The 24,851-nt window shown below is 68.5% G+C and carries 21 protein-coding genes; 6 read left to right on the forward strand and 15 right to left on the reverse strand.

Annotated elements, in window-relative coordinates; genetic code table 11:
* Positions 1-15: 15 nt before the first annotated feature.
* The 3 genes from FBZ87_RS03305 to FBZ87_RS03315 form a co-directional block, all read right to left on the reverse strand.
* Positions 16-1,143, reverse strand: coding sequence for an ABC transporter permease (locus tag FBZ87_RS03305; protein ID WP_145608915.1), 1,128 nt, complete (start codon positions 1,141-1,143; stop codon positions 16-18).
* Positions 1,140-2,741, reverse strand: coding sequence for an ABC transporter ATP-binding protein (locus tag FBZ87_RS03310; protein ID WP_246134209.1), 1,602 nt, complete (start codon positions 2,739-2,741; stop codon positions 1,140-1,142). The genes FBZ87_RS03305 and FBZ87_RS03310 overlap by 4 nt, the downstream gene beginning before the upstream one ends.
* Before the next feature lie 65 nt (positions 2,742-2,806).
* Complete coding sequence (locus tag FBZ87_RS03315) at positions 2,807-3,832, reverse strand: BMP family lipoprotein (RefSeq protein ID WP_186454547.1); 1,026 nt, start codon at positions 3,830-3,832, stop codon at positions 2,807-2,809.
* Positions 3,833-4,189: 357 nt separating this feature from the next.
* On the opposite strand from FBZ87_RS03315, the gene FBZ87_RS03320 reads away from it, so the two are divergent.
* Positions 4,190-5,794: an alkaline phosphatase D family protein gene (locus tag FBZ87_RS03320; RefSeq protein ID WP_145608916.1), complete on the forward strand. Its 1,605-nt coding sequence runs from the start codon at positions 4,190-4,192 to the stop codon at positions 5,792-5,794.
* Positions 5,795-5,800: 6 nt separating this feature from the next.
* Here the strand turns inward: FBZ87_RS03320 and FBZ87_RS03325 are convergent, their stop codons facing one another.
* The 11 genes from FBZ87_RS03325 to FBZ87_RS03375 form a co-directional block, all read right to left on the reverse strand.
* A complete protein-coding gene (locus FBZ87_RS03325; RefSeq protein ID WP_145608917.1) occupies positions 5,801-6,259 on the reverse strand; it encodes an NfeD family protein in 459 nt (152 codons plus the stop codon).
* A gap of 11 nt (positions 6,260-6,270) precedes the next feature.
* The gene (locus FBZ87_RS03330) at positions 6,271-7,278 is read right to left on the reverse strand and encodes an SPFH domain-containing protein (RefSeq protein WP_246134210.1); all 1,008 of its coding nucleotides are present in this window, start codon (positions 7,276-7,278) and stop codon (positions 6,271-6,273) included.
* 120 nt (positions 7,279-7,398) lie between these two features.
* Entirely contained in the window at positions 7,399-8,634 is a 1,236-nt protein-coding gene (locus FBZ87_RS03335) for a patatin-like phospholipase family protein (RefSeq protein ID WP_145608918.1), read from the reverse strand.
* A gap of 61 nt (positions 8,635-8,695) precedes the next feature.
* Entirely contained in the window at positions 8,696-9,346 is a 651-nt protein-coding gene (gene rpe / locus FBZ87_RS03340) for a ribulose-phosphate 3-epimerase (RefSeq protein WP_145608919.1), read from the reverse strand.
* Complete coding sequence (cbbX, locus tag FBZ87_RS03345; protein WP_145608920.1) at positions 9,343-10,296, reverse strand: CbbX protein; 954 nt, start codon at positions 10,294-10,296, stop codon at positions 9,343-9,345. The genes rpe and cbbX overlap by 4 nt, the downstream gene beginning before the upstream one ends.
* The gene (locus tag FBZ87_RS03350) at positions 10,296-10,715 is read right to left on the reverse strand and encodes a ribulose bisphosphate carboxylase small subunit (RefSeq protein ID WP_145608921.1); all 420 of its coding nucleotides are present in this window, start codon (positions 10,713-10,715) and stop codon (positions 10,296-10,298) included. The genes cbbX and FBZ87_RS03350 overlap by 1 nt, the downstream gene beginning before the upstream one ends.
* An 18-nt stretch (positions 10,716-10,733) precedes the next feature.
* Positions 10,734-12,191: a form I ribulose bisphosphate carboxylase large subunit gene (locus FBZ87_RS03355; protein ID WP_145608922.1), complete on the reverse strand. Its 1,458-nt coding sequence runs from the start codon at positions 12,189-12,191 to the stop codon at positions 10,734-10,736.
* A gap of 138 nt (positions 12,192-12,329) precedes the next feature.
* A complete protein-coding gene (fba, locus tag FBZ87_RS03360; RefSeq protein WP_145608923.1) occupies positions 12,330-13,415 on the reverse strand; it encodes a class II fructose-bisphosphate aldolase in 1,086 nt (361 codons plus the stop codon).
* A 13-nt stretch (positions 13,416-13,428) separates the two neighbouring features.
* Positions 13,429-15,450, reverse strand: coding sequence for a transketolase (tkt, locus tag FBZ87_RS03365; RefSeq protein WP_246134211.1), 2,022 nt, complete (start codon positions 15,448-15,450; stop codon positions 13,429-13,431).
* A 15-nt stretch (positions 15,451-15,465) separates the two neighbouring features.
* Positions 15,466-16,341, reverse strand: coding sequence for a phosphoribulokinase (locus tag FBZ87_RS03370; protein WP_145608924.1), 876 nt, complete (start codon positions 16,339-16,341; stop codon positions 15,466-15,468).
* A gap of 17 nt (positions 16,342-16,358) precedes the next feature.
* The gene (locus FBZ87_RS03375; RefSeq protein ID WP_145608925.1) at positions 16,359-17,477 is read right to left on the reverse strand and encodes a class 1 fructose-bisphosphatase; all 1,119 of its coding nucleotides are present in this window, start codon (positions 17,475-17,477) and stop codon (positions 16,359-16,361) included.
* A gap of 137 nt (positions 17,478-17,614) precedes the next feature.
* Between FBZ87_RS03375 and FBZ87_RS03380 the strand changes: the two genes are divergently transcribed.
* The 5 genes from FBZ87_RS03380 to FBZ87_RS03400 all read left to right on the forward strand — a co-directional run bounded on the left by FBZ87_RS03380 (position 17,615) and on the right by FBZ87_RS03400 (position 20,923).
* On the forward strand, positions 17,615-18,535 hold the full coding sequence (locus FBZ87_RS03380; protein WP_145608926.1) for a LysR family transcriptional regulator: 921 nt from the start codon (positions 17,615-17,617) through the stop codon (positions 18,533-18,535).
* 79 nt (positions 18,536-18,614) lie between these two features.
* A complete protein-coding gene (locus FBZ87_RS03385; protein WP_145608927.1) occupies positions 18,615-19,106 on the forward strand; it encodes a hypothetical protein in 492 nt (163 codons plus the stop codon).
* 96 nt (positions 19,107-19,202) lie between these two features.
* A complete protein-coding gene (locus FBZ87_RS03390) occupies positions 19,203-19,676 on the forward strand; it encodes a hypothetical protein (RefSeq protein ID WP_145608928.1) in 474 nt (157 codons plus the stop codon).
* A gap of 78 nt (positions 19,677-19,754) precedes the next feature.
* Complete coding sequence (locus FBZ87_RS03395; protein ID WP_040847748.1) at positions 19,755-19,982, forward strand: hypothetical protein; 228 nt, start codon at positions 19,755-19,757, stop codon at positions 19,980-19,982.
* A 38-nt stretch (positions 19,983-20,020) separates the two neighbouring features.
* A complete protein-coding gene (locus FBZ87_RS03400; protein WP_145608929.1) occupies positions 20,021-20,923 on the forward strand; it encodes an aldo/keto reductase in 903 nt (300 codons plus the stop codon).
* 117 nt (positions 20,924-21,040) lie between these two features.
* On the opposite strand, the gene FBZ87_RS03405 is transcribed toward FBZ87_RS03400, so the two are convergent.
* Positions 21,041-24,802 carry a vitamin B12-dependent ribonucleotide reductase gene (locus tag FBZ87_RS03405; RefSeq protein WP_145608930.1) on the reverse strand — a complete coding sequence of 1,254 codons (3,762 nt, stop codon included), beginning with the start codon at positions 24,800-24,802 and terminating at the stop codon, positions 21,041-21,043.
* Positions 24,803-24,851: the final 49 nt, after the last annotated feature.

Raw genomic sequence — 24,851 nt, forward strand, 5'->3', positions numbered from 1 at the left:
TCTTTCCCCGGGATCTCAGGCGCGCTGGCCGGCGGCCGATGCCGCCGCCTTGGGCTTCAACAAACGCACCAGCGCCGGGCGGAACATATGCTCCAAGGCGCCGGAGAACAGGATGACCACGCCCTGGATGACCACCACCAGGCGGGGGCTGATCTCGTTGTACTCGAACGACAGCTCGGCCCCGCCCTGGTAGAGGGCGCCGAACAGCAGCGACGACAGGACGATGCCCACCGGATGGCCACGGCCCATCAGGGCGACCGCGATGCCGGTGAAGCCCATGCCGGCCTGAAAGTTCAGGGTGATGCGGTGCTGCACACCCTGCAGCTCGTTGATGCCCACCAGGCCGGCCAAGGCACCGGAAATGGCCATGGCGACCACGATGGTGGTGCGGGCGTTGATGCCGGCATAGCGCGCCGCGGCCTCATTGGCGCCCACCGTGCGCATCTGAAAGCCCCAGCGGGTGTGCCAGATCAGAAACCAGACACCGGCGGCGCACAAGAGCGCCAGGAGCAGCGACAGGTTCAGCGGCAGGGTGCTGGTGCGGTAACCCAGGCCGGCGGCGATCTCCTTCACCGCCGGCAGGAAGGTGCTTTCGGCGAATTCCCGGCTTTCCGGCGCCATCTGGCCATGTTCGATCAGCGGCCCGCCCAGCAGGTAGACCATCAGGGCGCTGGCCAGGAAGTTGAACATGATGGTGGTGATGACGATGTGGCTGCCGCGATAGGCCTGCAGATAGCCCGGGATCAGTCCCCAGACGGCGCCGAACAGCGCGCCCGCCAGCACGGCCACCGGCAGCACCGTGTACCAGGGCCAGCCGCTGAGCGCCAGGCACACCAGGCCGGTGCCCAGGCCGCCGACATAGGCCTGGCCTTCGCCGCCGATGTTGAACAGGCCGGCATGGTTGGCGATGGCCACGGCCAGGCCGGTGAAGATCAGGCTGGTGGCGTAATAGAGGGTGTAGCTGAGGCCCGTGCCGCTGCCCACCGCCCCCTTGACCATGAAGGCCAGGGCCGAGAGGGGGTCCTGACCGATGGCCAGGATGACCAGGGACGAGACCACCAGGGCGGCGCCCAGGTTGATGGCCGGCAGCAGGGCCAGCGTGGCCCAGCGCGGCAGGCCGTCGCTGTTGGTGGATGCGCTCATGCCGCCCCTCCGGCCGCGTCCGCACGCGACCCGTGTTCCATATCGTCGGTGATGCCGGCCATCAGGCGGCCGATCAGGCCCTCGGTCGCGTCCTCGGCCGCCAGCTCGCCGGTGATGGCCCCGTCGCACATCACCAGGATGCGGTCGGACAGGGCCATGATCTCCTCCAGCTCGGCGGAGACCAGCAGGATGGCCTTGCCGGCGTCACGCATGGCCAGCAGGCGGCGGTGGATGAACTCGATGGCGCCGATGTCCACGCCGCGGGTGGGCTGGCCCACCAGCAGCACGTTGGGGTCGCGCTCCATCTCCCGGCCCAGCACCAGCTTCTGCTGGTTGCCGCCGGAGAAGAGCGAGGTGCGCAGCGACGGCTGGCGGGGACGGACGTCCCAGTCCTCCATCAGCCGGGCGGTGGCGGCGGCCACGCGCTTCCAGTTCAGGCGCGGGCCGTCGGCCATGGCCGGGTCGTCCTGATAGCCCAGCAGCGCGTTCTGGAAGGCGGGAAAGGGCTTCACCACCGCGCGGCGCAGGCGGTCCTCCGGCACGTGGGCGATGCCCTGGCGCCGGGCCTGGGCCGGATCCATGGGCGACTCCGGCGTCACGTCGCGCCCGTTGACGTGGACGCGCCCGCGCTGGAAGGGCGTCATGCCCGACAGCGCCTCCAGCAGTTCCGACTGGCCGTTGCCGGCGACGCCGGCCACGCCGACGATCTCGCCCGCCCGCACGCGGAAGGTGGCGCGCTTCAACCGCTCCACCCCGCGCTCATCGAATATGCTGAGATCTTCCACCGTCAGCAGCGGCGCGCCCGCCGGCGCGCCCGGCCGCCGCACGGCGGGGTTGGCGCGCCGTCCGACCATGGCTTCGGCCAGGGCCGCTTCGTTGGTGTCCTGGGTGTGGAAGCTGGCGACCACCGCCCCCTGGCGCAGCACCGACACGGCGTCGGTGATGGCCATGATCTCCTTCAGCTTGTGGGTGATCATCAGGATGGTGCGGCCTTGGGCGCGCAGCGCATCCAGGATGCGGAACAGGTCCTGCACCTCCGGGGGCGACAGCACGGCGGTCGGCTCATCCAGGATCAGCACCTGGGCGCCCCGGTACAGCGCCTTCAGGATCTCCACCCGCTGCTGGATGCCCACGTTCAGGTCGGCGACCTTGGCGTCCAGCGGCACGTCCAGGCGGTAGGCCTTTTCCAGCCGCTCCACCTCCGCCCGCGCCTTCCTGATGCCGTCCTTCAGCAGGGCGCCGCCCTCGGCCCCCAGCATCAGGTTCTCCAGCACGGTGAATTCCTCAACCAGCATGAAGTGCTGGTGCACCATGCCGATGCCGAGGGCGATGGCGTCCTTGGGCTCGCGGATGCGCACCTCGGCCCCGTTCACCAGGATCTGCCCCTCATCGGCCTGGTAGAAGCCGTAGAGGATGCTCATCAGCGTGGATTTGCCGGCGCCGTTCTCCCCCACCAGGCCGTGGATGGACCCGGCGCGGATCCGCAGCGAAACCGCCTTGTTGGCGTGGACGGGGCCGAAGCGCTTGTCGATGCCCACCAGTTCCACGGCCCAGGGGCCCGGCTGTGGCGGCACGGAGAGGGGAACGGTTTGCGACACGGGGCGGCTGGTCTCTGGTTCTGGGGGGCCGGGAAAGGGACCCGATGCGTGGATGGGATGGCCTATCAGTACTTGCAGCCGTTGGTTTCGTCGTAATTGGCGACCTTGCGGGTACCGTTCTGGATCTCGGCGGACGCCGCGTCCAGCGCCGCCTTCATCTCCGGCGTCACCAGCTTGGCGTTGTTCTCGTCCAGCGCCCAGCCCACGCCTTCCTCTTTCAGGCCCAGGGTGCGTACGCCCGCCTGCCAGGTGCCGTCCTGTGCCGCCTTGATGGCGTTGTAGGCGGCCACGTCCACCCGCTTGACCATGGAGGTCAGGACCGAGCCGGGAAACAGGTGGTTCTGGTTGCTGTCGACGCCGATGGAATACTTGCCCGCGTCCTTGGCCGCCTGCAGCACGCCGATGCCGCTCTGCCCGGCGGCGGCGAACACCACGTCCACGCCCCGGTCGAACTGGCTCTTGGCCAGCTCGCCGCCGCGCGTGGGGTCGGACCAGGCGGCGGGTGTGGTGCCCACCATGTTGGCGATGATGTGGTCGTCCGGCGCCACGGCCTTCACGCCCTGCTCATAGCCGCACTCGAATCGGCGGATCAGGGGGATGTCCATGCCGCCGACGAATCCCACGGTGTGGGTCTTGCTGCTCAGCGCCGCCAGCATGCCCACCAGGTACGATCCCTCCTGCTCGGAAAACAGGATGGACTGCACGTTGGGCAGCTTCACCACGCCGTCGATCAGGGTGAACTTGATCTCGGGGAATTCCTTGGCGACCTTGGCCACCGCCGGCGCCTGGCTGAAGCCCACGGCCAGGATGATGTCGGCGCCATGCTCCGCCAGGCGGCGGAGGTACTGCTCGCGCTGGACGTCGTTGCTGATCTCCAGCGCCTTGTAATTGATGCCGGTTTCGCGGTGGAACCGCTCGATGCCCGTCAGGACGCCTTCGTTGAAGGACTTGTCGTACTTGCCGCCGTAATCGAAGACCACGCCGGGAAAGAAGGCGGCCTCCGCCCCGCGGGCGGGGGCGGACCCAGGGACGAAGAAGGCGCAGCTCAACAGGGCGGCCGCCGCCAACGCCGCACGGATCGCTCTACTCATGAAGGGTCCCTGCCTCCGTGGGCATACTTTTGGACGGTGGCGAACGGGATGCGCCGCACCGCCTGCTCTGCTGAAACCTAGTCCATTTCCCAAGGTCCCGGCAAGTCGGGGGCTTAGGGGGCACGGCACGGGAACCAACCCTGGCCGATCCTGACCAAATGGTCAAGATGGGGCGCAAGCCTGGCGGGTTCGCCATGTAGGGTTGCGGCCCACGATACGTGGAGGTTGCAAGGTCCTGGCGACACTTTCATGACAGGGCGTCCGCCAAGGTTTTTCATGGTTGAACGCGGTTCCACCGGCGGGCACTCTGCCGCGCACTCTCCTCCCTTAAGCCTATCTGCGTCCGAGATGCCGCCCATGACCCGGTTCAGCCCCGTTCCCGAGGCCACCCGCCGCGCCCTGCTGAAGACCTTCGGCGCCAGCGCCGCCACGGCCTTCCTGCTGCCGTCGTCCATGGGCTCGGCCCTGGCGCAGGCGGCGTTCAGCAACGACCCGTTCTCGCTGGGTGTCGCCTCGGGCGATCCGCTGCCGGACGGCTTCGTGCTGTGGACCCGGCTGGCGCCCGAACCGCTGGCCTTCGGCTATGGTATGCCCAAGCGCCCGGTGGAGGTGGACTGGGAAGTGGCGACGGACGAGCGCATGCGCAACATCGTCCAGAGCGGTACCGAGGTGGCGCGGCCGGAACTGGGCCACGCCATCCATGCCGAGGTGGGCGGCCTGGAACCGGGGCGCGACTATTACTACCGCTTCACCGTGGGGGCGGAGCGCAGCATGGTGGGCCGCGCCCGCACCGCCCCGGCCCTGGGCGCCAAGGTGGAGCGCGTGCGCCTGGGCATGGTCGGCTGCCAGAATTACGAGGACGGCTACTACACCGCCTTCCGCCACCTGGCGGAGGAACGGCCGGACTTCGTCTTCCACTACGGCGACTACATCTACGAGAATCGGGTGCGGACGCATGAGACCAGCCGCTATTACGGCGGCCTGGCCCAGCCCACCGCCCGCCGGCACTTAGGCGACGAGCCCTATTCCCTGGACGAGTACCGCCGCCGCTACGCCCAGTACACCCTGGACCTGGACCTGCAGCTGGCCCGCGCCGCCTGCCCATGGATGGTCACCTGGGACGACCATGAGGTCGACAACAACTGGACCGGCACCGTCGACGGCGCCGGCATCGCCCCGCCGGAATATTTCCTGCTGCGCCGGGCGGCGGCCGCCCAGGCCTATTTCGAGCACATGCCCCTGCGCCGCGCCTCCTGGCCCAAGGGGCCGGACATGCAGATCTACCGCCGGCTGGCCTTCGGCAACCTGATCGACCTGCACCTGCTGGACACCCGCCAGTTCCGCACCGACCAGCCCTGCGGCGACGGCTTCAAGCCCGCGTGCGAGGGGCAGGACAGCGACGACGCCGAGATGATGGGCGAGGACCAGGAACGCTGGCTGTTCGAGGGGCTGGACCGCGGCCGCGCCCGCTGGAACCTCATCGGCCAGCAGGTCATGATGATGACCATGAACCGCGAGCCCTGGCATGGCCCCATCTACAACATGGACAGCTGGGAAGGGTACCACCAGCCGCGCCAGCGCCTGCTGCGGCACATCGCAGACCGCCGCCTGAACAATGTGGTGGTCCTGACGGGGGACGAGCACCAGAACTTCGTGGGCGACCTCAAGACCGACTACCACAGCGACAAGGCCGGCGTGGTCGCCACCGAATTCGTCGGCACCTCCATCAGTTCCGGCGGCGATGGCGCCGACAAGCGCCCGCGTTATGAGGAGATCATGCGCGGCAACCCGCACATCCGCTTCATGAACGACCAGCGCGGCTACCTGCTGTGCGACATCGGCCATGACAAGCTGACGGCCACTTTCCGCGTCATGGACCGCGTCACCACCCCCGGCGGCGCCATCAGCACCCGCGCCAGCTTCGTGGTGGAACCGGGAAAGCCGGGGGCGAAGCAGGCGTAAGCGCGCCTAAGCCGCCTCCACCCTCAGCGCCGTGCCGTCCACGCCGACCACACGCACGGTCGTCCCGGCGGCCAGGCCGTCGGGGCCGTAGACGATCCAGGCGCCGTCGTCCAGGCGGGCGCGGCCCTGGCCGTTGGTGATGGGCGTCTCCAGCGTCAGGACGCGGCCGACATACTGGCTGGCGCGGGCGTTCAGGGGCGGGCCGGGGGGCGCCGGCTCGGCCCGGTCGCCACCCAGCCAACGGCGGGTGGCCAGCAGCAGGCTGGCCGCCAGCACGGCGAACAGCACCGCCTGCCCGGCCAGGGCCAAGGCGGGGAAGAGGAACAGCGCCGTGCCCACCAGCACCGCCGCCACGCCCAGCCACAGCAGGCCGAAGCCGGGGGTGACCATTTCCACCAACGCCAGGGCGACGCCTGCTGCCCACCAGTGCCAGGCGTGGGGCGTCCATGCGGTGAAGTCGGGCATGACCTCCTCCCTCAGCTGCCGGGCGTGGTCCAGGGGCCGCCGGGGGGTGGGACCGGTGGCTGATCGTTTCGGCGGGGCGCGGCGGCGCGGGCCTGGTTGGCCGGTACGCCGGCGAAGCTGTCCTTGGCCAGTTCGGCGATGCCGCCCAGGGCGCCCAGGATGCCGGTCGACTCCATGGGCATGAACAGGATCTTCTGGTTGGGGCTGGCGGCGAAGCCCTTCAGCGCATCGACGTAGCGCTGAGCGATGAAGTAGTTCACCGCCTGCACGCTGCCGCCGGCGATGGCCTCGGACACCACGCGGGTGGCGGTGGCCTCCGCCTCCGCCAGGCGCACGCGGGCCTCGGCTTCGCGGAAGGCGGCCTCTTTCTTGCCCTCGGCCTGCAGGATGGCGGATTGCTTCTCGCCCTCCGCCCGCAGGATGGCGGATTGGCGCTGGCCTTCGGCCTCCAGGATCAGGGCGCGGCGTTCGCGTTCCGCCTTCATCTGGCGGGCCATGCTGTCCACCAGGTCGCGCGGCGGCTGGATGTCGCGGATTTCAACGCGGGTGATCTTCACGCCCCAGGGGTGGGTGGCGGCGTCCACCACGGTCAGCAGACGGGCGTTGATGGCGTCGCGCTGCGACAGCAGCTCATCCAAATCCATGGAGCCCATGACCGTGCGCAGATTGGTCATGGTCAGGTTCAGGACGGCGCGGTCCAGGTTGCGCACCTCGTAACTGGCCTTGGCGGCGTCCAGCACCTGAAAGAACAGCACGCCGTCCACCGTCACCATGGCGTTGTCCTTGGTGATGATCTCCTGCGACGGCACGTCCAGCACCACCTCCTGCATGGTCTGACGGGCGCCGATGCGGTCGACGAAGGGGACGATGATGGCCAGGCCCGGCTTTAGGGTGCGGGTATACCGCCCGAACCGTTCCACCGTATATTCCATGCCCTGGGGCACGGTCTTGATGCTGCTGTAGACCAGGACGATGGCGAAGGCCAGGACGGCCAGGATGAACACGCCGAAGGGCGACAAGGCGTCTCTCCCGCTTGTGGGCGCGGGTGCCGCCGCCGGAACGGCCGCCCCACACTGCCCCGCCATCATGCCACAGCGCGGGTGCCGTGGCCCGGTCTTTTATCTTTTTGGTTGTGGTGTTCACCTCTGGGTGAGGGCGAGCCACCGCGCCTTGGCCTCGGCATAGCTGCCGTCGCCCAGCACGCAGTCCAGCTGCGGCAGGCGGGTGATCAGGGGCTGGTTCGGGACGTCGCCCGCCATCCAGTCGCGTCCCAGCTGCCGGATCAGGGCGATCTGCGCCGGGTCGACCGCGTCGGCCGGCAGGGCCGCCACCTGGGCGAAGCGCCCGTCGGCCAGGCCCGGCGGCGCCGTCCACACCCCGCTTTCCAGCACCGGCTGGACGGAGACGTTCAGGCGCACCAGCCCGCCCAGGGCGGCGGGGTCCCGGCCCGCCAAGCGCTGGGCCAGGATGTGGGCCTCCAGGCTGGCGGTGTCGGGGGGATCGTCCAGAGTGGTTTGGGCCAGCAGCGACAGGTCGCCCAGGGTACCCCGCATTCCCACAGGTTCCGCCAGGTCGCCCGGCGGCTGGCTGGTGCTGGTCACCGGCGCGTGGCGGGTGGTGCCGCTGCCGAGACTCAGAATTTGAAGGTCGGTGTTGCCGCCGGGTTGCGCCAGCGCTTCCATCACCGCCAGCATCACCGGGTTGTTGCAGCCGGTCAGCCCGCCGTCCCAGTACAGGCGCCCATCGCACCGGGCGGGTTCGTCGAAGAAGGCCACGGGCGCGGTGCTGCTGGCGTTGATGACCTCCGCCAGGGGGGCGGTGGAGGCCTGCGGCTCCGTCACCGCCGTGGCCAGGCCGGCATAGCTGCGGAAGGTCATGGCCCGGCGCTGGGCGTAGTCGAAGGCGGGGATGAACACCTTCACCGGCACGGCGCCCCGCCGCGCCAGGGGCAGCGGCAGGCGGGCCATGGGACAGGCCGACAGGGCCAGGGGGCGCACCTGGCCATCGGCCGTGGCGGGGGTGGGCGGTGCCAGGCCGGGGTCGTCCAGCATGGCGGTCAGGCCGGCCAGCTTGCCCTGGGTGCTATATCGCGGGCCCAGGTCCAGGTCGGCCACCACCCTGTCCAGCCCATCGACCTTCACGAACAGGCTGCCCCGCCGCGCGTCATCCACGAACAGGTCCAGGATCTGGGCCGGTGTCAGGTTCTTGATCAGCCCGCCCAGCACGATGGCCCCGGCCGAGGTGCCGGCCGCCAGGTCGAATTCCGCCAGAATGTCGTGGCCCGGCATGTCGCTGCCGTACAGATCGGCCAGAACCATGGCCTCCAGCAGGGCCCAGGGACCGCCGCCGTCCAGCGTCAGGATGCGATAGGACATGGTTCCCTCCCTCAACCCCGCGCACCTCTACGCGGTTTTGAGGGGAATGGGCTAGTGCCACTTAGCCGCGCAGCGCCGCGATGTTGGCCTGATAGCGCCCGGCCCCGCCCTGGAATACGGCCGAACCCGCCACCAGCACCTCCGCCCCCGCCTGCACGCACAGGCGGGCCGTCTCCGGGTTCACGCCGCCGTCGACCTCGACCTGGATGGGCCGGCGGCCGATCATCGCGCGCAGGGCGTGGATCTTGGGGATCATGGCGGGGATGAAGGACTGGCCGCCGAAGCCGGGGTTCACGGTCATGACCAGCACCAGGTCCATCCGGTCCAGCACATAGGCCACGGCGCTTTCCGGCGTGGAGGGGTTCAGCGCCACGCCGGCCTTTTTGCCCAGGCCGCGGATGCGTTCCAGCGTGCGGTCCAGGTGGGTGGTGGCCTCCGCCTGCACGGTGATGATGTCGGCCCCGGCCTCGGCGAAGGCCTCCAGGTAGAGATCGACCGGGCTGATCATCAGATGCACGTCGAAGGGACGGTCGGTATGGGGGCGCAGGGCCTTCACCACGGCGGGGCCGATGGTCAGGTTGGGCACGAAATGGCCATCCATGACGTCGACATGGATGTAGTCGGCCCCCGCCGCCGTGATGGCGCGCACCTCGGCGCCCAGGCTGGCGAAGTCGGCGGACAGGATGCTGGGGGCGATCAGGGGTTGGGTCATGACGGGGCCTCCTTATCCGCTACCTGGCTATCGGGCGTGCCGGCGAAGACCCGGCTGGCCAGGATGTCCTCCGCCTCGATCACCGTCAGGTCGTCCACCGACAGGGGGCCGTCGTCCCGCTGGAACAGGCGGCTGGCCTGGCGCAGGCGGGCGCGGTCCAGGGCGTTGCGGATGGACCGGCCGTTGGCGAAGTGCGGCTGGCCCCGGCGCAGGGCGATATACTGGGCGAACACCGCCTTGGCCTGCGGGCTGAGGCGGTAGTTCATGGCCTCCAGCTGCCGCTCCCCGATTTCCAGCAGCTCTTCCTCACCATAGTCGGGGAAGTCGATATGGTGGGCGACGCGGGAGCGGAAGCCAGGATTGGCCTGGAAGAAGCGGTCCATGCGGTCGGCGTAGCCGGCCAGGATGACCACTAGGTCGTCACGCTGGTTCTCCATGACCTGCAGCAGGATCTCGATGGATTCCTGGCCATAGTCGCGCTCGTTCTCCGGCCGGTAGAGGTAGTAGGCCTCATCGATGAACAACACGCCGCCGGCGGCGCGCTTCAGCACCTCCTTGGTCTTGGGCGCCGTGTGGCCGATGTATTGGCCCACCAGATCATCACGGGTGACGGTCACCAGGTGCCCGCGCCGGACATAGCCCAGCCGGTGCAGGATGGCCGCCATCTTCAGCGCCAGGGTGGTCTTGCCCGTGCCGGGGTTGCCGGTGAAGCTCATATGCAGGGTGGGGGCGCCCACCGCCAGGCCGAAGCGCTGGCGCGCCCTGTCCACCAGCAGCAGGGCCGCGATCTCGCGCAGGCGCCGCTTGATGGGCGCCAGGCCCACCATTTCCTGGTCCAGCTGCGCGAAGATTTCCGGCAGGCCGGAGGCTTCGAAATCGGCGCGCAGATCCACCGCCCCCGGCGCCGCGTCGGCGGCATCCGCCGGGATTGCCATGAGGGTCGCGGCCATCACGAATACCGCTCCCCTTCCGGCAGCTGGGCGGCATAGGCGCGGGTGCTGTACAGGATGCGCCGGCCGTCGCTTTCCTGGCGTTCCAGGGCGAAGCCGGGCTCGTTGGCGGGCCGGTTGACGATGAAGGACAGGCGCACGCTCTCCCACCCGTGGCTGGCGTCAAAGCCGGAGATGCGGATGTAACGGTCGCCGTAGATCTTGCGGCAGGACGCCAGTTCGCCCATGACGCCGGCGGCGTCGCGGATGTCGAACATGGGTAGGCCCCACATGTCCCAATAGGTGTTGCGGGGGTGCGGGTCGTCGGTGAACTCGATGTTCACCGCCCAGCCCTGGTCAATGCAGTACTGCACCTGGGCCGTGATCTGCTCGTCCGTCAGGTCGGGCAGGAAGGAGAAGGTTCCTTGGGTGAGGCGCATCTTCAGTCTCCTTATCCTTTAGCCAGCCACGCTGGCGGTCGGCACGAAATCCGGCGCGTCGGTCGAGGTGTAGTTGAAGGTCACGTCCTTCCACACGTCCAAGGCTTGGCGCAGGGGCGTGCAGTGGCGGCTGGCGGCGGCCAGGATGTCCGGGCCTTCGTTGACGATGTCGCGGCCCTCGTTGCGGGCCAGCACCATGGCCTCCAGCGCCACCCGGTTGGCGGTGGCGCCGGCCTGGATGCCCATGGGGTGGCCGATGGTGCCGCCGCCGAACTGCAGCACCACGTCATCGCCAAAGAGGTCCAGCAACTGGTGCATCTGCCCGGCATGGATGCCGCCCGAGGCCACCGGCATGGTTTTGCGCAGCGAGGCGAAGGACTGGTCGAAGAAGATGCCGTTTTCCAGCCGCTGGGGCAGGAAGTCCTCGCGGCAAATGTCGTAATAGCCCTTGGTGGTGGCGGGGTCGCCCTCCAGCTTGCCCACCACCGTGCCGGCGTGGATGTGGTCCACCCCCGCCAGCCGCATCCACTTGGCGATGACGCGGAAGGACACGCCATGGCTCTTCTGCCGGGTGTAGGTGGAATGCCCCGCGCGGTGCAGGTGCAGCACCATGTCGTTGCGCCGCGCCCATTTGGACATGGACTGGATGGCGGTGTAGCCGATGACCAGGTCGATCATGACGATGCACGAGCCGATGGACTTGGCGAACTCCGCCCGCTCGTACATGTCCTCCATGGTGGCGGCGGTCACGTTCAGGTAGGTGCCCTTGACCTCGCCCGTCACCGCCTGGGCGCGGTTCACCGCCTCCATGCAATAGAGGAAGCGGTCGCGCCAGTGCATGAAGGGCTGGGAATTGATGTTCTCGTCGTCCTTGGTGAAGTCCAGGCCGCCTTTCAGCGCCTCATAGACCACGCGGCCATAGTTGCGCCCCGACAGGCCCAGCTTGGGTTTGACCGTGGCGCCCAACAGCGGGCGCCCGAACTTGTCCAGTCGTTCCCGCTCCACAACGATGCCGGTGGGCGGCCCGTCGAAGGTCTTCACATAGGCCACGGGCAGGCGCATGTCCTCCAGCCGCAGGGCCTTCAGCGGCTTGAAGCCGAAGACGTTGCCGATGATGGACGCCGTCAGGTTGGCGATCGACCCGGGTTCGAAAAGATCGATGTCATAGGCGATGTAGGCGAACCAGCTCTCGGGTGATCCCGGCACCGGTTCCACCCTGTGCGCCTTGGCGCGGTACTTGTCGCAGGCCGTCAGCCGGTCGGTCCACACCACCGTCCAGGTGGCGGTGGAGGACTCGCCGGCCACGGCCGCCGCCGCCTCGATGGGATCCACCCCGTCCTGCGGCGTGATGCGGAAGACGGCGATGACGTCCGTGTCCTTGGGCACGTAGTCCGGCTGCCAGTAGCCCATGTCCTGGTACTTCATGACCCCGGCGGCGTAACGGTCGCGGCGGTCCCGCTTGTCGATCGCGTTCATGTTCCTGTCCTCCTCAAGCGCCGGCGGGGCGTCCGCCCCTTGGCTTCCTCGATTTCCAGTCCGCTGACGCTCCCCGGAGCTCTCCGGCGGCCCCGGTCGGGGCCTAGGGTTGAGGTGCGTGGCGGGGCGGGATGGTGGTTACTCAGCCGCTACCGGTGTGCTGCCCAGGTGCGGGTCCAGCGCGCCGGTGGCGTAGCGCTTGGCCATGGCGGCCATGGGCAGGGGCGTGATGCGGCTGGCGTTGCCGGCGGCGCCGAATTGTTCGAAACGGTCGCGGCACAGCGCCTTCATGGCGTCCATGGCCGGCTTCAGGAATTTGCGCGGGTCGAACTCCGCCGGGTTCTCGGTCGCCGTCTTGCGGAACTGCACCGCCATGGCCAGGCGGCAGTCGGTGTCAATGTTGATCTTGCGCACGCCGAAGCGGATGCCGCGCACGATCTCATCCACCGGCACGCCCCAGGTGCGGGGCATGCGGCCGCCATAGGCGTTGAACAGATCCTGCAGTTCCTGCGGCACGGAGGAGCTGCCGTGCATCACCAGATGGGTGTTGGGCAACCGCTCATGAATCGCCTCCACCACATCCATGGCCAGGATGTCGCCATCCGGCTGGCGCGAGAATTTATAGGCGCCGTGCGAGGTGCCCATGGCGATGGCCAGGGCGTCCACGCGGGTGGCGGCCACGAAGTCCATAGCCTGGTCGGGGTCGGTGCACAGCTGGTCCAGCGACAGCACGCCCTCGGCGCCGTGGCCGTCCTCCGCCTCGCCCTGGCCGGTCTCCAGGCTGCCCAGCACGCCCAGTTCACCCTCGACCGAGGCGCCCACCCAGTGCGCGGCCTCCGCCACGCGGCGGGTGATGTCGACGTTGTAGGCATAGGGCGCCGGCGTCTTGGCATCGGCCAGCAGCGACCCGTCCATCATGACGGAGGTGAAGCCGTGCTGCAGGGCCGTCAGGCAGGTGGCCTCGCTGTTGCCGTGGTCCTGGTGCAGGCACAGCGGGATGGTGGGGTACAGCGCCTCCAGTGCGTCGATCATATGGGCCAGCATCAGGTCGCCGGCATAGGACCGGGCACCCCGGCTGGCCTGCAGGATGACGGGGGCGTCCACCTGGGCGGCGGCCTCCATGACCGCCAGGCCCTGTTCCATGTTGTTGATGTTGAACGCCGGCACGCCGTAATCGCGTTCTGCCGCGTGGTCCAGTAGCTGACGAAGGGTTATACGAGCCATGGTGTAGCGCTCCTTAAGCGTGGGCGACGCGGGCGCGGACGGCGGCCATGATGGCGTCGACGGTGATGCCGAAGTGGCGGTAGAGGTCGGCCGCGGGGGCGGAGGCGCCGAAGCCCCCCATGCCGATGAAGGCGCCCTGGTCGCCCAGCCAGCGGTCCCAGCCGAAGCGCACCGCTGCCTCCACCCCGATGCGGGGCGCTGAGCCCAACACCAGGGCGCGGTTGGCGGGCGGCTGCCGCTCAAACAGTTCCCAGCAGGGCATGGACACCACGGCGGTGGCGATGCCCTCTCCGGCCAAGCGTTCCGCCGCTTCCACCGCCAGCGCCACCTCCGATCCCGTCGCCAGCAGGGTGGCGTCACGCGGGCCGGGGGTTTCCCGCAGGATGTAGGCGCCGGTGGCGCTGCGGTTCCAATGGGCGTCCCGGCGCAGGGTGGGCAGGTCCTGGCGCGACAGGCACAGGGCCGACGGCGTGTCGGGACTGGTCAGCGCCAGTTCCCAGCACTCCGCCGTCTCCACCGCGTCGGCGGGGCGGAAGACGTGCAGGTTGGGTGTCGCCCGCAGCATGGCCAGATGCTCCACCGGCTGGTGGGTGGGTCCGTCCTCCCCCAGGCCGATGCTGTCATGGGTCAGCACATGGATGACGCGCACGCCCATCAGGGCCGACAGGCGGATGGCGCCCCGGGCGTAGTCGGAAAACACCAGGAAGGTACCCCCGTAGGGGATGACGCCGCCATGCAGGGCCAGGCCGTTCATCACCGCGGCCATGGCATGCTCGCGGATGCCGTAATGGATGTAGCGCCCGGCATAGTGGCCGGCGTTCATCACATCCATTCCCTTTGTTTGAGTCAGGTTGGAATGGGTCAGGTCGGCGGATCCGCCCACGGTCAGGTCGGTGGCGGCGTTCACCACGCCCAGCACCACCTGCGAGGCCTTGCGCGTGGCCATCTTGGGCCGGGACTCCACCAGTTCCTGCCGGTAGGCCGCCAGGGCATCGATCACGTCAGCCCCCGGTTCTGCCGCCATGACGCGCCAGAAATTGGCGCGGGCGGGATGCGCGGCCAGACGCCGTTCCCAGGCCTCGCGGGCTTGCCGTCCCGCCCGGCCCACGGCACGCCAGGAGTCCCGGATGTCGTCCGGTACGGTGAAGGGCGGGCTGTCCCAGCCCAGGGCCTGTGCCGTGGCCTGCGCCTCCTCCACGCCCAGGGGGGTGCCGTGGACGCCGCAGGTGCCGGCCTTGGTGGGGGCGCCATAGCCGATGACGCTGCGGCAGGCGATCAGGGTGGGGCGGTCGCTGGCCTGGGCCCGGTTCAGGGCCGCCTCGATGGCCCCATGGTCGTAGGCGTCCACCCGCTCCACCGCCCAGCCGGAGGCTTTGAAGCGCGCCAGCTGGTCCGTGCCGGTGGACAGGGTGGTGGCCCCATCGATGGAAATGCCGTTGTCGTCCCACAGCACGACCAGGCGGGACAGCTTCAGGTGGCCGGCGAGGTCGATGGCCTCCTGGCTGATGCCCTCCATCAGGCAGCCGTCGCCGGCGATGACATAGGTGCGGTGATCGACCAGGGCGTCACCGAAGCGGGCGTTCAGGTGCCGCTCGGCCAAAGCCATGCCCACGGCGGTGGTGATGCCCTGGCCCAGGGGGCCGGTGGTGGTCTCGATGCCGGCCGCATGGCCGTGTTCCGGATGGCCCGCCGCCTTGGAGCCCAGCTGGCGGAAGCGTTTCAGCTCCTCGATGGGCATGTCCGGATAGCCCAGCAGATGGTGCAGGGCGTATTGCAGCATGCTGCCGTGGCCGGCCGACAGGACGAAGCGGTCGCGATCGGGCCAGTCGGGCCGGGCGGGATCGATGCGCATCACCCGGGTGAACAGCACGGTGGCGACGTCGGCCATACCCATGGGCATGCCCGGGTGGCCGGACTTCGCCGCCTCCACCCCCGCCACGGCCAGCATGCGCACGGCGTTGGCCATGTCGGCCAGATCAGGGGGGGTGTCGGGCTCCGCGCTTTCGATCTGACGCAGCGATAGGGTGGGGGTCATGGCGGTGTCCCTCCTTCAACCGGCGCGGCGCTTGCGTTCGACCAGCTGCAGGATCAGCGGCGTCAGGATCAGCTGCATGGCCAGGTCGAGCTTGCCGCCCGGGATGACGATGGAATTGGCGCGCGACATGAAGCTGCCGGCGATCATGGACAGCAGGTAGGGGAAGTCGATGCCGCGCGGGTTGCGGAAGCGGATGACGACGATGGATTCGTCCGGGGTCGGTATCCACCGCGCAATGAAGGGGTTGGAGGTGTCGACCGTGGGCACCCGCTGGAAATTGATGTCCGTCTGGGTGAACTGCGGGCAGATGTAGCGGACGTAGTCCGGCATGCGCCGCAGGATGGTGGTCATGACATCGTCGGTGCTGTAGCCCCGGCTGGTGCGGTCGCGGTGGATCTTCTGGATCCATTCCAGGTTGATCACCGGCACGACGCCGATCTTGAGGTCCGCATGGCCGGCGATGTCATAGCCGTCGGCTACCACCGCGCCATGCAGGCCCTCGTAGAACAGCAGGTCGCTGGGGCCCGGCAGATCCTCCCAGGGGGTGAAGGTGCCGGGGGGGCAGCCATAGTGTTCCGCTTCGCCTGAGTCGTGGACATAGTGGCGGGTGCGGCCCGTGCCGTCGTCGCCGTAGCGCCGGAACAGCTCCTGCAACTCGCCCAGCAGATTGGCCTGGGGGCCGAAATGGCTGAAATGGTGATCGCCATCCTTGTCGGCCTGCGCGATGGCCTGCTTCATCTGGGCGCGGTCATAGCGGTGATAGGCGTCGCCATCGATGCAGACGGCGTTCACCCCCTCGCGCCGGAAGACGTGCTCGAAAATCTGCCGGACCGAGGTGGTGCCGGCGCCGGACGAACCGGTGACGGAAATGATGGGATGGCGGATGGACATGGTCTGGGCCCCTTCCATCAGGCGCGCAGCAGGCCGCGCTGCCCGAACAAGGGGGCGCGATCGGCCAGGAGGGGCGGGGCGGCATGGTGGTCGGCCACCCGCTCCACCTCGACGCGTGAACCGAAGACCAGGGCCGTGCGCTCATGCAGGTGGCTGGGCGTCAGGTCCAGGATGCGGGTCTGCCCGTCCGTTGCGGCCCCGCCCGCTTGCTCGATGACCAGGGCGATGGGGTTGGCCTCATAGACCAGGCGCAGGCGGCCGGTGTGATATCCCGGACGCTCGTCGGTGGGGTAGAGATAGACCCCGCCCCGGCGCAGGATGCGGAAGGCATCGGCCACCAGGGACGCGATCCAGCGCATGTTGTAGTTCTTGGCCCGCGGCCCATCCGACCCTGCCAGGCAATCGTCGATGTAGCCCCGGATGCTGGGCGCCCAGTGACGCTGGTTCGACGCGTTGATGGCGAATTCCTTCGTTTCCGCCGCCACCGTGATGGGGCCGGCCATGCGGACGAACTCGGCCGTGGGCGTGGGCGGGGGCGGTGCGGCCCAGCCGTTGCCGGCCTGCACCGACACCACGGGCGCCACCGGCCGCTTATCCAGGAAGAAGATCTCGGTGCCCGTTCCCAGGGTCAGGACCAGGGCGGTCTGTGGCCCGTAGACCAGGAATCCGGCCGCCAGCTGGCGGTGGCCGGGTTGCAGCAGCGCCGCCGCCGGGTCGTCGGCATCCTCCACGCCCAAAATGGAGAAGATGGTGCCGACCGAAACGTTGGTTTCGATGTTGCTGGACCCATCCAGAGGATCGATGGCCACCGCCAGTGTGCCTGCGGGATCCAGCAGGACGGGGGCGTCCGCCTCCTCCGACCCCACCACTGCCACCGGGGCGCCGGCCAGGCGATCGATGACGATGTCATGGGCCCTGAGATCCAGTTCCTTCTGGGTGTCGCCATTGCTTTCGCCGCGCACCGCCGCCATCTCGCCCGCCAGGGGGCCCATGGCCACCAGGTCGGCGATGGCCAAGCCGGCGTCGGCCAGGGCCAGGATGGTGCGGACCACGTCCGCCCGCCGATGGGCCGCGCCGTTATGCGCCGCATTGCTCCAGGCTACCAGGTGCCGTGCCAAAGTCGTGGCGTCCGCCATGATGTCCTCCCGTTGTGAGCCGGGTTCCCAGTCCCCGTGTCGTTCTTGAAAGGAGTGTGCGGACGATTGCCTTGTTAGAAAATTCGAATAAACTTAGCTTCTTGTTCAGTTTTTCTGAAAACCTGCTGAGAGGGCCCATGCGCAACGTGACGCTGAAGCAGCTGCGCGCCCTGGCGGCGGTGGCGGAGACGGGTTCGGTGACGGCGGCGGCCAAGCGCCTGCACGTGACGCCGCCGGCCGTCACCATGCAGGTGCAGGCGCTGGAGGATCTGCTGGGCGTGCCGCTGCTGGACCGGCTGGGCGAGCGCTTCAAGCCCACCGATGCGGGGCGCGAGGTCATCGAGACGGTGTCCCGCATCGAGGCGGAGCTGCACAACTGTGCCGCCGCCATGGAGGCGCTGCGCAACCTGTCGGGCGGCCGGGTGGCGGTGGGGGTGGTCAGCACCGCCAAATACTTCGCGCCCTACGCTCTGGGCGCCTTCCGCGCCGAATACCCGCAGATCGAACTGTCGTTGATGGTGGGCAACCGCGAGGACATCATCGCGGCGCTGAAGGCCGACAGCATCGACATCGCCATCATGGGCCGCCCGCCCCGGGATCTGCAGGTGGACATGCATGCCATCGGCGACCACCCGCACATCATGATCGCCCCGCCGCACCACCCGCTGGTGGGGCGCCGCCACCTGAAGCTGGCGGAATTCGCGCATGAGACGTTCCTGGTGCGCGAGGTGGGGTCCGGCACCCGCATGCTGATGGAATGGTTCTTCGCCCAGGCCGATCTGCACCCCCCCATCAGCATGGAGGTGGGCAGCAATGAGACGGTGAAGCAGGCGGTGATGGCCGGCCTGGGCCTGTCCTTCATCTCCGCCCACACCATCGCCGCCGAACTGGAAAGCGGCCGCCTGGCGCCCCTGGATGTGGAGGGCCTGCCCATCGTGCGCCAATGGTTCTTGGCCAAGCGGTCGGACAAGCGCCTGGCCCCGGCGGCGGCGGCCGTTAAAGCTTTTCTGGTGGAACGGGGCCGGGAATTCCTGCCCAGCGTGAAGCCCATCGCGTGATGCATACTCTTTAGGGTTCCTTGCGCGCGGACGGGCAACGCGTTCAGATCTTTGATAGGCGGGCAGGAGCCGCCGAGCCATGCGGATCAGCCGTCTTCCCATCCTTGTCCTGTGCCTGTCGGTCCTGTGCCTTGCGACTGCCTGGCCAGCGGGCGCGCGCGCCCCGGCCGAGGGCGTGCCGGCCTGCAATTACCAGCCCTTCGAACCCGGCCCCAGCCGTATGCGCATGGGCTGGGTCACCCTGGATTTGGGACCGGGCGATAATCCCAAGACGCCGGAGACCTGGCGCGGCCCCATCATCATGACGCGGCCGGACCGCAGCTATTGCATTACCGACCTTCACACGGGTGTGCTGCAGCGGCCCTTCTTCACCGATGGCCAGAACTTCGTGATGACGACCTATGCGGACGAACAGCAGACGGTCTTCTTCATCGAAGCCGCCAGCTGCCGGGTGCTGTGGAAAAGCCCCGCCTTCTCCGGCGACGTGGCGTTGACGGCCACGGTCCTCCACACCGGCCGCAAGGCCTGGAAACTGGGGCCGCGCTGCCTGCCGGAGACTGATCTTCCCTGAGGTCCCCAAGGGGGTAATCCAGCTGAGGAGGTGGCGGCGGCGCCCAGGCAGCGGATCTTGTTAGGCAGACAGGCTATTCCAAGGACCGCCCTGCCCATGAACAAGCCCGCAAAAACATTGCTTCCATTGGCCGTTTCGCTGGTCGTTGCCGCCACCACGGCCCAGGCCGCCCCCCAGCGCCACCTGCCCGTGGTCTGCCCCTACCAGCCGGTGGAACCCGCCTCAGGCAAAGTCCGCGCCGATGTCCTGACCCTGGACCTCGGCCCCGCCACCGGTGGGGACGCCAAGTCGTGGAAGGGGCCGCTGACCATCACCGGCCAGGACGGCACCACCTGCACCGCCGACGCCGCCGTGGCCCCCATCGAGGGCACGCTGTACAGTGACGGCCAGCATCTGCTGGTGACCACCTCCGCCGGCGGCAGCCGCAAGGTGTTCGTGCTCAGCACCACCAGCTGCCAGCCCTTGTGGAAAAGCGGCAGCTTCACCGGTGCCGTCTACCTGAAGGACGGTCAGCTCTACACCGGCAAGACCGCCAACAAGCTGAACCCGGATTGCCTGCCGCTGCCGTAACGGACAAATGACGCTGGCGGCGCGCCTCCCCTTTCGGCGATGATCCCCTCAAATTCCGTGAGGGAGCCCGAACCACCGATGATCGACCAGAACGGCCAGCCCGTCCGCAAGGCGGCGCTCAAGACCTATCTTGAGACCTACAACGCCGGCGCGCGCGGCTCCAAGGAGTTCGGCGGCCTGCCCCGGGCCCTGGTGATCATTTGCGACGGGCTGGTGCTCGGCAAGACCACCTATGTGAAGTGCGTGGACGGCCAGGTGCAGCTGTCCCGCCGCAAGGACGGCTCGGTGGTCGGCGGCGGCCTGTAGACGACGGCCCACGCCGAAAAAGGAAAAGGAATCTGATCATGCTGGGACGTCGTACCGTGCTCGCCGGCGGTGCCGCCGCTGCGACCGCGCTCGCTTTCGGTGGCGCCCGCCGGGCCCTGGCCGCAGAGGCGCCCGCCATCCCCACGGTGCCGCTGGGCGGCGGGGTGGCCATGCCGGCCCTGGGCTTTGGCACCTACGGCCTGCGCGGCGATGTCTGTCGCAGAAGCGTGGCGGACGCCATCGCCGCAGGCTACCGCCTGATCGACACCGCCAAGGTCTATGTCAACGAGGAAGAGGTGGGTGCCGGCATCCGGGACAGCGGCATCGACCGTAAGTCCCTGTTCGTCACCTCCAAGATCTGGGTGGACGACGCTGGCTATGAGTCAGGCAAGCGCGCCTTCCAGACCACTCTGGACAAGCTGGGCCTGGACTATCTCGACCTCTATCTCATCCACCGGCCGCGCGGCGACCTCGCCGGCGCCTGGCGGGCCATGGAAGAACTGCATAAGGCGGGCCGGATCAGGGCGATCGGTGTCAGCAACTTCGACGACGCACAGTTGGCCGGCCTGATGGCCCACGCCACAGTGAAGCCCGCCGTCAACCAGATTGAAACCCACCCCTTCTTCCAGGAGACGGCGGCGCTCAGCTCCCTGGCCGCCGCCGGCATCGCCATGGAGGCCTGGGCCCCCTTCGCCGAGGGCCGCAACGGCCTGTTCACCAACCCCACCCTGCAGGCCATCGGCCGCGCGCACGGTAAGACCGCCGCTCAGGTGGTGCTTCGCTGGCATTACCAGCGCGGCGTGATCGCCATCCCCCGGTCCTCCAACCCGGCCCACCGGCGCGAGAACCTGGCCATCTTCGACTTCCAGCTGGACGCCGAGGAGATGGGCCAGATCGCCAGGCTGGATTTGAACCGGTCACAGTTTCCGGAGTGGACGTGACAAGCCCGAAATTGCCGCCCGAATGGTTTAAGGCCCGCCCTGGATGTCGGGGCGGGCCTTAAGTTTTAAGCTTTATGCGAAGCGGGCGGGTGCTTCATGGCACCGCCCACCATCCCCTCAGCTGCACCCGGTCGTGCTGCCGCAGGTGTCGCACTTCAGGCACGTTCCATTCCGCACCAGGGTCATGTTCTGGCACTCGGGGCAGGGGTCGCCTTCGTAGCCCTTGGCGCGGGCTTCCTTGACGCGTTCCCAGCGGGCGTCACCGCCGCCGGAGACGGCGCCGCCGTAGCTGGTGCCGGTCACCACCTTTTCAGCACGGCTCAGGGCCGAGAAGGCCTGGGCGGCGCCGTGGGTGCCGGTGGCCACGTGGGTCTCGACGCTGGCGGTGGCGGTCGCGGTGGCCGTCTGGAAGGCGGCGACGGCGCGGCCGGCCTGGCCGCCGGGCAGGACCCGCAGGTTGGGCAGGTTGTTGCGGACATAGCCGGTGGAGGTGATGCGCGCCACCGCGTTCAGCGTCTCCTCCGCCACCTCGGCCGCGTGCGGCGGCAGGTCGCTCTGCTTCACGCCGCCGCCCATGGTGTCGGGCAGGATGTCGTCCGGCGTGGCGTGGGCGAGATCCGTGCGCGACAGATAGCTGATGGCCAGCTCCCGGAATACATAGTCCAGGATGGACGTCGCCATCTTGATGGCGTCGTTACCCTGCACCATGCCGGCCGGTTCGAAGCGGGTGAAGGTGAAGGCCTCCACATACTCCTCCAGCGGCACGCCATATTGCAGGCCCAGGCTGATGGCGATGGCGAAATTGTTCATCAGCGAGCGGAAGGCGGCGCCCTCCTTGTGCATGTCGATGAAGATTTCGCCCAGCTTGCCGTCCTCGTACTCGCCGGTGCGCAGATAGACCTTGTGGCCACCCACCGTGGCCTTCTGGGTGTAGCCCTTGCGGCGGTGGGGCAGGCGCTCGCGCTGGGCGCGCACCACCTTCTCCACCACCTTTTCCACGATGCGCTCGGTCACCACCTCGACGCGGACGGCGGTCGGGGCCTCCAGCACCTTTTCCAGCGTGGTCTCGGCGATGGCCTCGTCCTCGTCATCCTCCTCCAGCACCTGGGCGTTCAGCGGCTGGGACAGCTTGCTTCCGTCGCGGTAGAGCGCATTGGCCTTCAGGCCCAGGCTCCACGACAGCATATAGGCGTCCTTGCATTCCTCCACCGTGGCGTGGTTGGGCATGTTGATGGTCTTGGAGATGGCGCCGGAGATGAAGGGCTGCGACGCCGCCATCATGCGGATGTGGCTTTCCGCCGAGAGATAGCGCGTGCCGATCTTGCCGCAGGGGGTGGCGCAGTCGAACACCGGCAGATGCTCGGCCTTCAGGCCCGGCGCGCCCTCCAGAGTCATGGCGCCGCAGCAGTAGACGTTGGCGGCCTCGATCTCGGCCTTGGCAAAGCCCAGATGGGACAAGAGATCGAAGCCGAATTCCTCCAGCTTGTGCGCCGGCACGCCCAAGGCCCCGGTCAGGAAGTCGGCGCCCAGCGTCCACTTGTTGAAGGCGAACTTGATGTCGAAGGCGTTGGCCAGGCCCGATTCCAGCTTTTCCAGCTGTTCCGCGCCAAAGCCCTTGGCCGCCAGCGTCTCATGATTCACGCCCGGCGCGCCCTTCAGCGTGCCATGGCCCACGGCATAGCGCTCGATGCGGGCCACGTCCGTGGCGGAATAGCCCAGGCGAGCCAGCGCTTCCGGCACCACGCGGTTGATGATCTTGAAATAGCCGCCGCCGGCCAGCTTCTTGAACTTCACCAGCGCAAAGTCCGGCTCGATGCCGGTGGTGTCGCAGTCCATGACCAGGCCGATGGTGCCGGTGGGGGCGACCACGGTGGCCTGGGCGTTGCGGTAGCCGTGCTTCTCGCCCAGCTCCAGCGCCTCATCCCAGGCGCGGCGGGCGGCCACGATCAGCCGCTGGTCGGGGCAATCCTCCGCATCCAGCGGCACCGGGGTGACCGACAGGCCCTCATACCCCTCCCCGGCGCCATAGGCGGCGCGGCGGTGGTTGCGGATGACGCGCAGCATGGCCGTGGCGTTGGGGGCATAGCCGGGGAAGGTGCCCAGCTCACCCGCCATCTCGGCGGAGGTGGCGTAGGCGACACCGGTCATGATGGCGCTGATGGCGCCGCAGATGGCCCGGCCCTCGGCGCTGTCGTAGGGAATGCCCTCGGCCATCAGCAGGCCGCCGACGTTGGCGAAGCCCAGGCCCAGGGTGCGGTACTCATACGACAGGCGCGCGATCTCCTTGGAGGGGAACTGCGCCATGAGGACCGAGATTTCCAGCGCCACCGTCCACAGCCGGCAGGCATGGCGGAAGGCGTCGGTGTCGAACGAACCGTCGGCCCGGCGGAATTCCATCAGGTTCAGGGACGCCAGGTTGCAGGCCGTGTCGTCCAGGAACATGTATTCCGAGCAGGGGTTGGACGCGTTGATGCGGCCGGACTCGGGGCAGGTGTGCCAGTCGTTGATGGTGGTGTCGTACTGCACGCCGGGGTCCGCCGACTGCCAGGCGGCGTGGCCGATCTTGTCCCACAGGTCGCGGGCCTTCAGCGTCTTGGCCACCTTGCCGTCGGTGCGGCGGATCAGGTTCCAGTCGGCATCCTCCTTCACCGCGCGGATGAAGGCGTCGGGCACGCGGACGGAGTTGTTGGAGTTCTGGCCGGAGACGGTCAGGTAGGCGCTGGAATCCCAGTCCGTGTCATAGGTCTGGAACTCCATCTCCGTATAGCCCTGGCCGGCGAACTGGATGACCCGCTGGATGTAGTTTTCCGGGATCATGACCTTGCGGGCGTCGATGATGGCCCGCTTCAGCGCCTTGTTCTTCGTCGGGTCCAGGCGATCGGCGTCGGGGCCCATGCCCTCCGTCGCCGCCGCCATGATGGCGTTCAGGTGCTTGTTGGCCAGCTTGGATCCCGCCACCAGGGCGCAGACTTTCTGCTCCTCCACCACCTTCCAGTCGATGTAGGCCTCGATGTCCGGGTGGTCCAGGTCCACCGTCACCATCTTGGCGGCGCGGCGGGTGGTGCCGCCCGACTTGATGGCCCCGGCGGCGCGGTCGCCGATCTTCAGGAAGCTCATCAGGCCGGAGGACTTGCCGCCGCCGGCCAGCCGCTCGCCATCGCCGCGCAGGCGGGAGAAGTTGGAACCCGTGCCCGAGCCGTACTTGAACAGGCGGGCCTCACGCACCCACAGGTCCATGATGCCGCCCTCGTTCACCAGGTCGTCGGCGACGGACTGGATGAAGCAGGCGTGGGGCTGCGGATGCTCATAGGCCGACTTGCTGGCCACCAGCTCGCCGGTCTTGAAGTCGACATAGTGATGGCCCTGGGCGGGGCCGTCGATGCCATAGGCCCAGTGCAGGCCGGTGTTGAACCACTGCGGGCTATTGGGCGCCGCCATTTGGCGGGCCAGCATGTGGCGCATCTCATCGAAATAGGCGCTGGCGTCGGCCTCGCTGTCGAAATAGCCGCCCTTCCAGCCCCAATAGGCCCAGGTGCCGGCCAGGCGGTCGAACACCTGGCGGGCGGAGGTCTCACCACCCCGGCGTTCCTTTTCCGGCAGGGCTGCCAGCGCGTCCTCGTCGGCCACCTGGCGCCACAGGAAGGACGGGACGTCGTTTTCCTCCACCTTCCTCAGGCGGGCGGGTACGCCGGCGCGGCGGAAATACTTCTGGGCCAGGATGTCGCAGGCCACCTGGCTCCAGTCCGCCGGCACCTGGATGTCCTTGGCCTGGAAAACCACCGAGCCGTCGGGGTTGCGGATCTCGCTGGTCGCCGTGCGGAAGGCGATCCCCTCGTAAGCGTCCCGACCGTCGACCGTGAACCGTCTTTCGATGCGCATGGTGCCCCGACCCCCGAATGAAATGGCGCGATGGTGGGGTGGGTGTCGC

Source organism: Nitrospirillum amazonense (assembly GCF_007828035.1).
Classification (GTDB): domain Bacteria; phylum Pseudomonadota; class Alphaproteobacteria; order Azospirillales; family Azospirillaceae; genus Nitrospirillum; species Nitrospirillum amazonense.